This window comes from Paenibacillus luteus (assembly GCF_006542765.1).
GTDB lineage: Bacteria > Bacillota > Bacilli > Paenibacillales > Paenibacillaceae > Pristimantibacillus > Pristimantibacillus luteus.
This window is the reverse complement of record NZ_SKCD01000029.1, coordinates 16715-32521: the sequence shown is the minus strand read 5'-3', so window position 1 is coordinate 32521 and position 15807 is coordinate 16715. Positions and strand designations below refer to the sequence as shown.

Genomic DNA, 15807 nt, shown 5'->3' with positions numbered 1-15807 from the left:
GATAGCGCTCAGCGGTTTTCTCTCTCACTTTAGTTAAATTTCTCTATAAGCCGGAAATAAAATTCCGTTACTTTATTGGATATATCTGCATCCATCTCTTCTCGAATCATTTCAGTAAACTTTTTATATTGCCTTTTTAATCCTACTTCATCCTTTTTTAAAGCCAATGCTTCTAAGTAAAGCATGATCGATCTATCCTCAAGATCATAATTTTCAACCAAATTTTTCAGAATAGTTATTGCTTTATCCATCTCTGCTCTACTTAATAACGCCTCACAAAGCTTGTGTGCAAAAGAAATGTACAATAAAGCTAATCTCTCTATTTCATACTGTGCCCATCCATAAACTTGCTCTCCAAATAACTTCCCTTGATAGCTTTTCTCATGTTCAATTGCTCGGTTAACTTGTGTGGCATCATTGAAATCCAGCATCCTACATTGATCTTCAAACATAAAAGCGTCAACATCAATTTGTTTTTGATCTAAGACATAATACTGATTACCGGAATAGATAGCCTGAGGAAGCCCATAGCGATCCAACAATTTTCTAAGTTGATAAATAGTTGTATATAGATAAGCATCTGCTTTTTTTAATGGCATATGATCAAATACATCTTCTATTATTCTTGCCTTTGAAACAAGCTTTCCTCTCTGCATGATCAAATAAGCGAAAAGTTCTGCACCTTTACTCGATCGCCACTTTATGATTTCATGTTGTGATGTTCTTAACTCCATACTACCTATACAGCTATATATCAACTTTTTTTCTTGCTCAGCCTGTTTAGCCGAGTACTTTTGTAATTCGATATCTACAGCTGCCCGTCCAATGGTTTGCTTAAGTCGCTCTTGATTAACAGGCTTCAGTATGTAATCCAAGGCATATACATCAAAGGCAGGAAGAGCATATTCCTTATGTGAGGTCAAAAATACGATTTTCGTTTCTCGCCCTTCCTCTCTTAAGCGTTTCGCAAACTCTATTCCACTCTCTTTTGGCAGAATGATATCAATAAAGATTAAATCTACATCATGGTCTGATAAGTATGCATATGCAGACCAAGTATCAAGAAAACATCCAACTAAAGTAATAGAATTTATGTTTTTGAGCATTATTTCCATAATCATATGCATACTTTTTTCATCATCAACGACGATAACCTTCATTCGATTTCCACCTTCACATCAGTTTTAACTAGGGAGTTTTGAAGTTATCAGGAGTTAAAAATAAAATGTAGTGCCCACACCTAGTGAACTATTAAACCATATTTATTCTTAATTAGTAATTGATTCTGCAATAAATAACTTGCTTAATCAAAAGTTCACAGAAAGAAACCAAACTGACAAAGAAAAGCTCTAAGGCAGTTTGGTTTCTATTCATTTTATAATTATTCCAACTCTTTAAACCGTTGGAGCATAGTAGCAACCTCTGCTCTGGTTGCAAGACCAGAAGGATTTAGTGTCAAATCAGAGTTGCCCTTCATAATGCCCTTTGACACAGCCCAATGAATTGACTCTTTGGCAAAAGCTGAAATTTTATTTGCATCTTTGAAGCTAAGACTTGAATTTTCGGTATGAAGGTCAAAGCCCTTACCCTGTGCGTATCTATAGAGCATAACAGCAATTTGCTCACGAGTGATTGCATCATTGGGAGCGAATATACCCTTACGATATCCGTTAACAATTTGGTTTTGGTTTGCCCAAATAATAGAATCTGAATACCAAAGACCGCTTTGAACGTCAGAGAACACATCTGAAAACTTAACATTTGGTTGATTTTCCATACGATACAATACAGTGGCAAGCATTGCACGGCTCATTTGCCCAGAGGGTGAAAATTTTGTTTCAGAGGTTCCCGTGAATAGCCCCTCGTTATAAGCATACCTTACAGAAAAATAGAACCAATCGTCATGTGCTATATCTGTAAAAGGCGTTTTTCTCGCAAATGTAACAACAACAGTTATGTCACGGCTAACCTCTGGAATGGTGTAAATGTCACGGCCTATAAATTTTTCTCCATTGATAAAAATATATTCTGTTTCAAACCCTTCATCGGGAATCATTCTGATGGTTGCAGAAGTTGTTGCACGAATGGTTTGGGCTTCAAAGCCATCGGCAATTTTGCCATTTCCGCCTCTAACAGAAGCTTTAACAGAATAGTTAATGTTGTTTCCGTCCGAGGCAACCCAACGTTTCGGACCTATAATTTTTGAGTTCTCAAAATTGGAAACACCAATGCTAAGCTTTTCGATTGCTTCTGAGATTTCTGAAGCGAGAGCATCTTCTTTATCAAAAACAGCCTCAGCCTCGGCAATAACTTTCCTTAAATTTTGAGCGGATTTTGTTGAATACCAAAAATCCGGGCTATATATGGTTTTGGGATTATCCGCAATAATAACTGAAGCAAGTAAAGATTTTGCAACAACAATGTCTTCATATAGTGAAGATTTTGAGGCTTCCTTTATTCCAGAGCCAACAATAATTTGCACATCTTCAAATGGTTCAATATACCGGTGTGTCGCATCTTTGTTGGTTAGAATGAAGCTGCCCAAAGAAAAGTTGAAAGTTCCGTTGTTTCTAGCTTTGAAAACAGCAGTTCCAATATTCTGAAGCATTGAATCATCTTTTCCGCTCGCGGTCATATCAAGATAGATATAGTTGATGACACCATCGGAATATTTCATTGAAATGTCCTTTTCCATATGGACACTGGTGTTTTTCAGAACATAAGAATCAAACTGCAGCTTTCCTTGAAAGCCATATACCGGTGCTCTTCCAGCACCAGTATAGGAAAGACTTAGTTTAACAAATATTTCTTCTCCAACGTCAAATGATGATTTTGGAGAACCAGAGCTATCAGTTACTGTGATATCTACATGATAACCAAGGTCAGCAGCATCGTTTGCACCGTAGACATATGATGGTAAACCAGCCACTAGAAGTAGCATACACAACATAATTTTCAATTGCTTTGTCATCTTCTTAGTGCCTCCATTAGTGTGAGTTGCGCATCTACAATGTCAACAATGCCGTCACCGTTTTTATCCGATCTCATCCAGTTTTCTGAAGAACTAAACCCGTTGTAGACATTGTTTAATATAGCATCCATTGTTGCTACAATGTCAGTTTTATCAATAGCACCACTACCATCGGTGTCTCCACGAAGAAGAATAGGAGATTTCACCGTTGGTTCAAAAACAAGGTTGGCTGTTAATTGCTCACCAGTAACAAGTGACCTTGAAGAACCCATATATGCTTTTTTCAAGCTGTCATATAAAAGAGTTTGTTTATTTCCTTCAACCACAACTGTTGCCTTGCCCATGTTTATTTCCGTGTATATGGTGTACAACGAGAACCCTTGTGTTTGACGAACTTCATAACGATAACCAAGATCTTTCACACTAATTTTGATAACGTCTGACAGTTCTTTATAGACCGTTTTCCCATTTTGACCTTCAATTGCAGAAAGTCTATAGCTAACTTTGATTGCAGTTTCGCCGGGAGCTAATGCTTCAATTGTCCCATCTTGTGAAAGGCTGATGATGTTCTGATTATAAAGAACGTGCCACACAACGTCTTCTGCTTTTAATACAGTATCCCCAACTGTGCGAAGAGCTTTAACAGAAAGCTGCGTTTTCCCGCCTATGCCAAGCTCGATAGAATCAGGTTGATCATCGGAGCTTTCAAGGTCAGAGATTAATTTAATGCTTTCAAATTCTGTCAAAGCACGATTCACAAGATAAACCTGAACAACCGTTTCGTTTCCAGCATCATCAACCGCTTTAAGAATCAGGGTTTGATCTGGATCTTCGCTTGAGGTCTTACGATTTACAACGAATGTTCCGTCTGGATTTCTAACAATTCCGTCTGAAGTACCGTCTAAAGTTAATGATGCGGATGGTTCTGATAGACCATGGAAGCTATAGCTTGAGTCCGCGCCAACAAAAACAACTTGATTGCTGACGGTGTTGTCAACGTTTTCCTTGTCAAGGCTTGTTTGAACATCTTCGCCAAGGAGTAACGTCGGTGCTTTTGTATCAACCGTAAATCCAATTGCACCTGATGACCTGCTGCCTCGAATGGTGTCACGGTTTTCACCAACTGCTAGAAAGTCAATCAATTGCTGGCCGTCTTCAAGACTTTCTTCAAATGACCAAACCGTCTTAAACTCTTGAGGCGTGTTTTTTTCTTCAGTGTTAATGTTAAATGTCATTTTAACAGGCCTGTCGAAGGTATAAGTTGCCTCTAACTTATCAGTACTTAAATAATAACGTTCTTTTGATCTGTCAATGTTTGTTTCAATGCTTAAAAGCTGAGGCTTCTCCATTGAAGGCATAACAAAGCTTTGCGATGATGCAAATTCGGTTGAACGATAATATTCTGCTTGTTTAAGAGGATCTTCCACAATTCTAGCAGCCTGCACTTTAACAACATAAGTCTTGCCTTCCTCTAATAGAGGTCGGTTCGTTTTGTCTTCTAATGGTTTTAGGATGATGTCACTGCCAACTTTAAATTGACCAAAGGAATTTTCAACCTCAACACCATCTTCGTCTTGGATAGCCACGAGATAGTGTGTTGCCGTTTTGTCACTTCCCGTTATATCCACTTTCACATAGCCGTCACCACTGTAGACCGCAGAAACAGATTGTGGTTTTTGAGGAAGCAATGGATTTGTGAAAGTGAATGTTGAAGAAGTGATTTTCTTACTCATTCCACCTTGATGGTTAACAAGCATGGCAACAACATGGTATTTCCCTTGAGGGAAGGACTCAGGAAGTGTGAACACATGAGAACCAGATTTAATTTCATCTAACTCTAGGTTGCCAATACTAATTAAAGATGAAGTGTCTTTAATGTTAGTGGATTCAATGGCCTGCATGATTGATGGGTCTTTTGTGACATAGACATTAAGTGCACCCGAATAATTGCTTTGCTTATCCGTTGTCCAAGAAACGTTAATATCACGGCTTGAATTCTCGCTAGTTGAAGCACTAATTCCTGTAAGTTCTGGCATATTATCAATACTGTTTACTTCAAAGTTGTCGATATAAACATCAGGTGTTTCAACTGAAATGGACCAGTTACCAGCAACAATAAGAGATGGGTCAGTGATTGAAATGTACAAATAATTAACGCCATCTAAAGATTGAACAAGATAGTTTCCGTTACCCTTATTATCGTCTTCAACCATTGCCACTTTTTTTCCATCTGGATTGGTGACAATGATTTCTGATGCAGAAGGTTTGACAAATCCACGAAGTGGAATTTCAATGAGAAGTGAATCTTTCGTTGCCAAGCTAACCTCTTTTGTAACACCATTTCCGGCTCGAGTTTTAGCACTTGTCTTTGTAGTGAGTCTTCTCATATTCGTTCCATATGCCATGGTCGTTGGCACAAGGTTGCCGCTTTCGTCTAGCGCTTCCGAGTGGACATAGTGAACAGCGTTTCCTCTTGAAGACAGGTCGATTGATCCGCCAAAGCTTAGATCGCCGTTCCAATAATAGATAAAGCCAAGCTTAACGCCAATGACTTTAAAGTTTGCACCCACAAAGTCAGTTGAAACAGCTGCCTCAACTCCTCCAATCTCCTTGCCCCCCACGAATGGGATAGAGTCTGGAATGAACAATCCTGCGTAAACATAACCATAGAAATAATCTTCAGTAATTTTTATCGTTATACCACCACGTATTATTCCTGCGTGGATGCTGATGTCGCCAAATGCATTTAGCTGAAAAGGCGATATCCATTGAACATTCATTCCCGCTCGAATATTAAAGATTCTTCCATCATCGTCTCCATTTAACCGGCCTGTTCCTTCAATTGCAAGACCGGATAGTTTTGCATCCAGCTTAAAATCACCTACAATAATGATATTAATTAAAAGCCTTGTTTGAAGATGGATGGTAATGGGTGGGAGTTCGCCTGCTGGTTCTCCAGCAATGGTATCTGCAAGATTTGAAATTCCTCCGCCAAGTCCTGTAATAAATACATAAGGCGCAACAACAGGTACTTTCGTTGTTTCCGATGCTAAAAAGAATGTGAGTTCGTCAAGCATCATTTTTGGAACTTCGTTAATAGGAACCTTTTTCAGTGCCAATGACCCTTCTACTTCCAGCATGGCTATAGAAACACCTGCATCGATGCTATAAATATCATCAATAGTGTTAATGGTTATTTCGGCCTCTACACCAGCTTCGTTTCCTACTAATGGACCTAATATATCTTCTGGTAGACCTACAGATAGTGTTGTGTTAACACCAATAAAACCAATCTCGCCGTCTTTACTGCCATAGAGAACATCTTTAACGTCTGCAGTTAGTGAGCCTTTATATTCATCGAATTCTTCACCCTTCGACTTGTCAGGAGCTTTTAAAGGCAATGAGATCTTTCCGCCAAAGCTAATTCCGAAATCTTCATCATCTTGAGTCATAACACCATATTTAATATTGATTAAAAAACCTGCAATATTTTGCAGCATCGTTCCGGCATCTCCAAGCTTAAGTTCAAGTGCCTCAGCATTCTCCTCGGAAACAGCCTCCCGATCCAGGCTGTATTTGGTTCCATTCTTGGCTTCATAATACCATTTATTATGCCAAATATTGACGGAGTTGATCACTTTGATGGTACCATCGCCTTCTAGCTTTGCACCATTATTGTCAACTGTCATCTTAAGGGCTGCGTTGCTGTCATATGCCAAGATGTTGTTGATGGTAATGTCGCCATCGGCTCTGCTAGCAGAGTAGTATTTCTCTGTCCCCGTACCCATAAGCCTAATTTTCCCGCGAAGTGTCAAAAGAATTTCAGTTTTATCTTTTTCAAATCCTATGCCTTTATTAAGAAGGCCATCTCGTTTAACGCTGCCAGATACAAATTTTTTCATTACATCTTCGTTTTCAAAACTAACATAGTCATACAACTGTCTGTTGTTTGAACCATTTGTAAATCGAACTAGCGAAACAATACCATAACTTGCACTTTTATCCTTAATATTATTTGTTACATCTAGTGTAGCTGTTGCTTTGATTTTTGTACCAAAGGCATCGATTAGCTGTTGGTTTGTAAATCTAAATTCAATGTCATATTTTCCAACTGCCAACGTTTGATCAGTTGAAAACGCAAGCGTTTGACCTTCTTCAATAAAACTTATTTTTCTTTTATCAATCAGAATAGCCTCGCCGCTTGATGATGAAACAAGATAAAGACTCCATCCATCACTTCCCGATAGGGCTTGATCCAAAACTTTCATATCACCTGAAACCGTGATATTTTTGTCGCCTTCATAATAAACGGCTGCTGGGAAAACATGCTTCATTGAAACTTCAGGAAGCTTTCCTTCAACTGCAGGAATCAAAATGTTTGTATTCGCACTATAGTCAACCACTTTATGTGTGCTAGAATCAATAATTTCTGTTGCACTTAACGAAACGACCAAACGTTTGGATGTGATCATAGACTGAGTCTCTGCAATAATCTCAACATTCGGAATATCAAACACAGTTCCAATGTTAAGACCGCCAGAAATCTTCACATTGTATTCTCGTGTATTCGTTGCTGCAAAAACAAGTCCTTCTTCAAGGCTAAGCTTCACGATTGGTTCTATGAGCTCTCTTGCTCCTGAGACACTGTTGTCAATGGTTACCGTTGCTTTAAAAACACCATTGTTTTCATATCCTTTTTTGTCATTAGTTAGTAAAACGTTCTCGGTTTGGATACCTATTGAAACATGATCCTTTTGTGTTTGGTCAGAAAAATTACCAACACCATAAAGCATTTCAGAAATTCTAACTTGTCCTGGCTCAATTGATTTTTCGTTCCAATAATAAGCAGTTGCCGTGTCAGGAACTAAATATTTGTTTGAATAGTTGGTAAAGTCAACACTCGGGTTTGGTGTATATTCATATCTTGTATTTGCAAGATTAACCCAATGACCAACAATAACTTTATCAACGTCTACGTCTTTGTTGCCACTCCAGCCGGACAACATGGCATAAGCCATTTTGTCCGAAGCTGAAAGAGAATCAACATATCTAATTTGTTGTGGAAGGTTGTCACCGCTATATTCCGTTTCGACGATTGTCGGTTGTCTTGGGTCAACCAAAACATGAGGTGAATCAATTTCTGAACCAAGCGCGTTGTCTAAGAGAAGACGAATACCAACTGTTCCGGCTTTAGCATTGTTATTTTTCACATCATATGAAATACCAACGTTTCCAGCCAGCGGGTTGCTAGGGTCAATAGAAATAGACACCTTCTGTGTAATGGTATAGCCCTTGATGTCCCACGCAATGGTTAAAAGCCTGTTTTGCTCTGAAACGACAGGTTCATGAAGCTTTGTATCTATTCCAAACCAGCCATATTCCTGACCGAAAATAAAATCTTTTCCGTCGATACGAACGGTTGTGAATGATGTTCCATTGCTCCTTGCCGCATCTTCCCTATAAAGAAGCGGCAGGTTGTTGTCGAACGTTTTTTGTGGATGACCGTCAATCGTTTCAATTGAAAAACCACCCGTTCTTGAATTTATAGAATATTTCATAAACTCATTTGCAATGGAATAATCCGCACCACTAGCATCTGCACGAATAGGGAAACTTGCAAAAGTGAAAAGCATGGTTATAAAAAGGGTTGCAGCTATACTGCGTTTTATTGTTCTATGGATAGTCATTGCCTATTTCCCTCCTTTGTTTGAAACATAGACAGAAATGTTGAAATAGTCACGTTTATCCGTTTGGATATATACGGTATACCAACCGTCTGAGACATTATCAAGTGTATAAACTCCGTTTTTCTCCCGTAGGACAGTTCCTTTTGTTTTCATCTGACCTTGTGTTAAAATACCTTTTTCATAACGTGCATATGAGATTCCGGAAAAGTTTTTCAGTGAAATTTCAACTTTGTTTCCAAGAACGGTTGCAACATTCGTGCTGTCTGGCATAACTCCGTTAACAAGGGCTATTGTGTCATAAAGACCCACAAGGCGAACGGTTCGACGAATGGTTGTTTGATTTCCTGCATCATCTCTTACTGTATAGTCGATATAGTAAGGGTTCGAGCGAACAAATTCATTTGCTGAGATGTTGTCAGGGTTAAACACTCGCCCGCCTACTTCATAGCTAATGGTAACTCGGTTTGTTAGATCAACTTTTTTACCTGCAACCATATCCCATGCTTCGAAGTCGAGAAGCTTTGACTTGTCATATGCAATGGAGGCATCTTTTTTAGGCGTCATTCCTTCGATGAAGATTAGCTCCTCACCATTTTTAAGTTTTAGCTCAGGAGGTGTTTTGTCGATTAGACCAATGTTGACACCATACGAAGCAGACTCCCCTGTTCTTCCTTGGAGGTTGAAAACATAAAGTCCATTTTCCCTATAGTTCATTGACTTATCTTGTTCCCAAACATCGTTTCCGCCAACGAATTTAGCATCTTTATCAGTGATTAAAGTGACTTTGACATCTTGATTTGTTGTTGGGTTTTTATCCGTTCCCACCACATATCCTTCTTCTTTTCCAGATGTGTCAACTCCAACAGTAATCTTGTTTTGATAATCCTTTTCCACCCACTGGCCAGCTTGGTTTTTCTCAAGATATTTATAGGACCAACGAACTTCTTTAACCTTTGGTCCTCCTACTTCAATTCCTTCAACCGTCAGTAGAATTTTTTGTGTTATGCCTGTTTGGTCTCTAACTTGAAAGACGTGCTCCCCGTTAGTCTTAACGTTGATAACTGTATCTTTATAGGACACAACATCACCGTCTTCATTTTTCTGCTCCGTTAAAAGTTTATATTCATATCCACGATAAGAAACGGTAAGGTCTGTTAGCTTTCTAAGAATGTCCAGTGGAACGCCATCACTGTCACGGATTTGGTCAAATGTTACATTAACGCTCAGCTTATCTTTAGCTAATGCTGCAGTTGCGCTGATTTGCGGCGGCGTAGAAACAATATTGGAAATGGTAATAATCTCATGTCCTTGGTTTCCATAGTTGTCGGCAAAGAACATCGTAACCGTACCATTTTTTCTAAAGCGAACAGCTTTTGTGCCAGGGATATGTACGATATCGTTGGCAGTTAGACTTCCAGTCGGCTCTACACCGGTGACTGTAATCGTTTTGATGTCTTTGCTAAATTGTGTCAACTCAACATTCACACTTTGTGCAGTAATTGTAGTTGGAAGTATGCTGTAAGTCCTTGCGGTTGCAATTGGCACCACTTTATTAATATTTGAAACGGTGAGTGGAGTTGTCCACTTGTTTCCTGCGTAGTCATATGCTGTAACATAATAAATGCCCGAGCTGTCAAGCTCAACGACATATTCATTTTCAAGCGGCTCACCTTTAAATGGATAAACCACTTCGCCCTTCTTAACCTCCGCAAATGCGATTTCACCCGAATCATCAGATAAAGTGATCGTTGCAAAGATATTTTGGTTTGTATTCGAAGTTTTTGATAACACATAGGAGGTCTCACCAATTGTGTTGTCAAATTTGTTATAGCTAACCGTATGAGAACCTGTGTTTCCTGCATTGTCCCTAAACTCAAATGTGAATGTGTTAACATCTGGAGTTAGAGTCCTTGAAAGTGCTGCGTTGTTATTTATCATAGTTAGAGCTTTTCCGCCGCCGATAAACTTGAGCGTCGCCATAACCCTTCTGTAGGCTTTTCCTTCTTGGATTGGAACCCAATTGCCAAGATAGTTCTCATAGGCGTATTCAACCGTGTAGTGACTGTCTTGCAAGATTGGGGTTTTATCAATGTTTGAAACGGTGACTGGCAAGATTGTTTCTATTCCTGCTTTGTTTGTCACTTTGAAATATACCGTTGCATTTTGCTCGAATGTTTCGGTGTGCGAAACAATGGAGTCAATTGGGCTAAAGTTTATGCCCTCATACGAACGTTCAAGTTTTAAAATGCCGCTTTCCGGGTCAGATATAGAAAGTCTTGCGTTAACATTTTGGTTGGTTGACTCCGTGATCGAATAGTCCACATTTGCAACTGGTGCAGTTTCGTCAACCACTGTCATTGCAACATATTCGTCTTCCATCCTGTCGGCTTGAATACCTTCTGTTGTGTATGCCTCGAAATAAGCTGATTTTGTTGTTTTGCCATCTCTTCGTGCTTCAAAAACAAGCTTTGAATAAGCTGTTCTTCCTTCTGCTTCTGTAAATGAAGGGGCAAGAACGCTTAGCTCTGTATTTAGTTCTAATCCAGACAACACTGCATTTTCAACAAAGAAATATTGTCCAGAATACTTTGGATTGGGAACGACAACGTAGTAAAGCTTGTCGCCTTGGTTATAGGCTATAAACCCTCCGTTTTGGATCGTTTGACCATTTTTCTCTACATACCCTTCAATGTCAAATCCCGTAACAAAATCAACATCAGGGGTAAATTCTAAAACACTATCCCTTCCGGCCTCGTCCTGAATATAAAGGCTGATTGGATTATTGTTTTGAATAACAACATCATAGTCCATCGTATATTCAGTGGATGTTGTTAAAAGTCCTGTATAAAGAAGGTTCGACCTTGCCATATCACCCACAACGTTACCCTGAGCAGGTGCATTAGGCATTACGGTTACTGGAACGTTAAATGAAACGGTAACCGTTGAGGTGGTTTTTGTTGTTGCAGGGTTTGCGCTAACAGTTACAATGGATGCTTGCGCGTCAACCAGGTCTAGTTTTGAGTCAAAGAAAACTTTTTCAGTCACATTTCCTGATGAATCGACGGCTTTGATCCCAACCGCGTAGCTTCCACTAAGCCCCTTCAAGTCAATTTTGTAGGTTTTCTGTTTGTTTCCTTCGCCATTAACGATTACCGGACTACTTTGCATTTCCACGGATTGACTCGAACTAAACAACGCATAGTCAGCTTCGGTTAAAATATGGTTTTCCGATGGGTCTTTAATAAGTGCGAATGAAACGTTTGTGTCATTCTTGTCTGAAACATTAACTGTGATAGCACCATCTTGTCTGGCCCCTTTTGTCACGATTTTACTTGACGCAAGTGCAGATGGAGCTGTTTTGTCAATGTTAGAAACGGAGATAGGAACAAAAACACGATTTCCAAGCTCGTCAGATAGGATTAAGTTTGTTGTTATGTTTTCGCTAATCGTTACGGTGAATGCACCGTTTGCATATGGAGAAACCGAGATTTTGTCTGCATCTTCTGGTGAAACTGTCAGCTTGCTAATTCCCGTACCAACATCATTTGCTGCTATTCTTGCTGTCACTGCTGCGTTTGTTGGCTGAATGGTGCTATAGTCTGGCAATTCAAAGGTTGGCGCTTGGCTATCATAAAGAATCGTGATAGGTCTTGCTTCTGTTAAAAACTCAGGTTTTGCGTCAGCAGGATAATTGATGAGCCCAAACTGAAGATAAATGGTGTTGACACCCTCTTGAAGCGGAACAGGTGTGTCGAGTGTAAATTCAAAATTCCCACCCAATTTGTTGCTCGCTGTAAATGTAGAAACTAAAACGCCGTTATCTGTTGGCATACCGTCAGTTGTTGCATAATATACCGGGTTTTGATATTTCGATGTACTGTTAGAAGTCCATGATACATGGGGTTCATTCAAAACAGCATAGACACTATATGTTCCATCCGTTGTTGCACCCATTCCGTTCAAAGTCTTTGATTGAGTATGGTTTAATGCATCAATTGTCGCAGGTCCTGACCTTATGCCAAAGTATGGGGAAACCTTTTTGCTTTCTCTGCCATGCGGGTCTTTTGCAACAACAACAATGCTGTACGCACCTGATGGAAGTCCTGTTATGGTCAAGGTTTGATTAACCTCTACTATGTTTTCACTGTCTGGTGTCAGTGTCAGCGGATAGTTTTGCGTATCTGAAATTCTAACATCTGAGTCCGGCTTAGATAAATAGTAATATGCACTTTCAATTCCGCTGCGATCTGTCACTTTCACGTTAAACTGATGTGATGATTTAAAATGATCATGCTGACTCCCTACGGTATAGCTAATCACCGGGGGATAGTAGTCATAATGGTATACTCGTGAAAACTCGGCAGTATTGCCAGATTGTTTATTTGTAACACGATATTCCAGTATATATCTCCCGTCCATCAAAACATTTGTTCCTTTAAGATTACTTTTTTCAGCAGCACCAACATCATCGCTCGATTTATATACACTAAAGTTTTGTGTAAAGCTTTGGTCATTGCCAGGATGTGAAATCCATCTATAACTCGTTTCAATGTTTGAATTGCTTATGTCGAAACTGATGTCAAAACGTGGCATTGGAAGGCTATAATCCTCCGTAATGAGTGTGTCGACAACATTTCCATTGAAAATACTCACAGGTCTTTTATAATATCTTGACACTTGCTCGTTTCTTGAATCGTTTCCAAGTGAGTCCATTGTGAAATAATAGAGAGTTCCATCAAAGTTGTCACCTTTAGGAATGGATAGCATTGCAGTTGCGCTATCACCTTCTGAGTCTACAAATGCCCACATCCCTTGAGTTGAAGCGATTTCTTTTGATGCAGGTTCAATTTGATTGATTGGAGTGTCTGTTGGCGTCGCAGTACCGTTTATAAAGGTATAATAAGTCCTTGACCAGCCGTTATTGCTTTGTTGAAAGTCGTTCATTTCAAAACGATAATCATTTCTTTTGCGAAGCTGCGCATCTTGCGGATGTATCGTTTCTTGAATGGTCACTCGTGGAGCCTGGCTATCGATTTTGATATTTTCAATTTCTGCATATCCAGCGTCTCCGCCTAGTGGATTGTCAGCTTTATCCCATCCATAAAGCCGAAGCTTGAATTCGCCTTCAGTTGGATCGATTGGACTTAGTTTTATGCTGACTCCATTTAAAACTTGCGTGTTAATAGGTGCGGTAACTCTTGTTTTGTTTCCTGTACCATCAAAGTTTGTTATTCTTGTCATTGCCGGTTCATAGGCATCATTGTTTTTTTTGTACAGCTCATAATTAAAATAGTTTTGATTCAAAGTGGTGTGGGCGACATTTCCCTCTGAATAGAGTGTTTCGCTTGAAACCATATAAAATTCGTGCATCTTTTTGCTCTTGTTTTGAATCGAGTTTTCGCCCACAAGGTCATTTCCACTTTGGTCGGTAACTCTTATGGTTGGTGTTTTTGTATCAACTTTGTGAGTTGAGAAATAAAAGCTTTGTGATGTTGGTGATTCTGGTGTCGGATTTTCCAAATGATAGGCCTGAGCTCGACCATTTTTCATTAGAGAGGTAGACACGTTGTTAAGCTGAAGCCTTATGCCCTCGCTTTCAACAGCGCTAACATCCAGCGGTACTTTTCCAGTAAACTGAAGTGTGCCAGTTGGTTTTCCATCATTGCCTTGCAGTTTTGTCATCGTAAGGCCCGCAAGCGGTGTTTCCGTACTGTTTCCAAGATATAACACAGGTGTTGCTTGGAAGTTTGTTATAAGCTCCGTTTTGATTTCTTGGGTCATGTTTTTTTTGTGAATGGAAACCGCGTCAACTGTGATATTAACATCTGTAAATTTACGATTTAAGTATCGATTGTCAGTGCTGGGTGAATAGGTAATCGTTTGATTGATATTGGGGTTGCCAAGGTTATATATGCTACGATAAAACGTATAAGTTACATCTTTATAATAGTAATCCGCTTGCCCTATCTTTGTTGTTAAATAGGTTTTAACTTCGGGATTTCCTGAACTTGTATGGGCAAAAGTCCCTCCAAGGCTTTCAGCGTTGGTAGACTGAGCAAGAAGCGCCACCCTATAGGTTAGTGATATCTCCGCTTTATCCTGTGCAACCATTGCATCGTGAAGCTTATTGCGGTCAATATCCAACTTGAAATTTTTTGTTTTTGTTGGCTCTTCGAATGTTAACCAATCTCTACCTACAGCATCGTCCGAAAGGGTATAGCTGAAAACTGGAGCATCCTCATATTGCATAATGTCATATTGACCATATTGATCCCTAACATTTTTGTCCCAGTTTACACTTTGAGCGCCTGACGAATTAGCATCAAGGTAGAACTCTCCCCCAGGTAAGTCAACGGAACCCATATCTATGAATTTTCTTTTTGTTACGTCGGAAATGTCACGATAAAGTCTGCCCTGATCTTTTGTCCATGAGTTTATTGGAATGGTCTTCGCCTGTGTTGGATTTATGTTCCCCCCAATTTGAGGAAGCCACAGAACCACAGTTTCACCGTACCAGTCATCACTGCCCACAAGCCAAAAAACGAGTTCATTCATTCTCCATGGTGGAATATTTTGCAATTTAAATGTATGTTGTGGTTCAGACCAAGCCGCAGTGCCGCCAAGATTTACTACATGATCAGAGTTTGCTCCAGGTTCATAGGTACTTACGCCCATGTAAATATCATCACCTGTTCCGCCGCTATCATTTCCGCCTGTTTTCACACCAAACACATAGGTGTACTCTGTTGGCACATTCGCATAAACAGGCGCTACTGATGCTAAAAGCGAAAGTACTAGCATCAAACTTAAAATCTTCTTCATAAAATACCTCCTCGTATAATCGTACTTGTAATCGTTCTTTTAAAGTCGCATTCATTTTTGATCTCATAGTGACCTAACTTAGTAGTTATGAACCGTGACAACCAAATTTCGACAATATTTTCCCTCCATGTTACCATGGTTGATAGAAACACTGATGCTTTATAAAGAAAACTTTAAGTTTCGTAGGTAGACTAGACTACGAAGCCAACCTAGACGCGCAAAAAAGAGACTCGCAAAAGTTTGGTGAACTCATGCGAAGCCTCTAAGCAGAAACCATCAAGGACTTTGCTGACTACTCCGTGGATGACATTTTAAGTGTGGCTGGAA

Annotated in this window: 4 protein-coding genes; all 4 read right to left on the bottom strand. The window is 39.5% G+C overall.

What is annotated here, in order from left to right; genetic code table 11:
* Positions 1-29 precede the first annotated feature (29 nt).
* Positions 30-1160: a response regulator gene (locus E0496_RS21445; RefSeq protein WP_141503840.1), complete on the bottom strand. Its 1131-nt coding sequence runs from the start codon at positions 1158-1160 to the stop codon at positions 30-32.
* Positions 1161-1381: 221 nt separating this feature from the next.
* A complete protein-coding gene (locus tag E0496_RS21440) occupies positions 1382-2971 on the bottom strand; it encodes an S-layer homology domain-containing protein (RefSeq protein ID WP_141503839.1) in 1590 nt (529 codons plus the stop codon).
* Positions 2968-8658, bottom strand: a complete 5691-nt coding sequence (locus tag E0496_RS21435) for a hypothetical protein (RefSeq protein WP_141503838.1) — start codon at positions 8656-8658, stop codon at positions 2968-2970. Before E0496_RS21435 ends, E0496_RS21440 begins: the two co-directional genes overlap by 4 nt.
* A 3-nt stretch (positions 8659-8661) precedes the next feature.
* Entirely contained in the window at positions 8662-15480 is a 6819-nt protein-coding gene (locus tag E0496_RS21430; RefSeq protein WP_141503837.1) for a hypothetical protein, read from the bottom strand.
* Between the last annotated feature and the right edge of the window lie 327 nt (positions 15481-15807).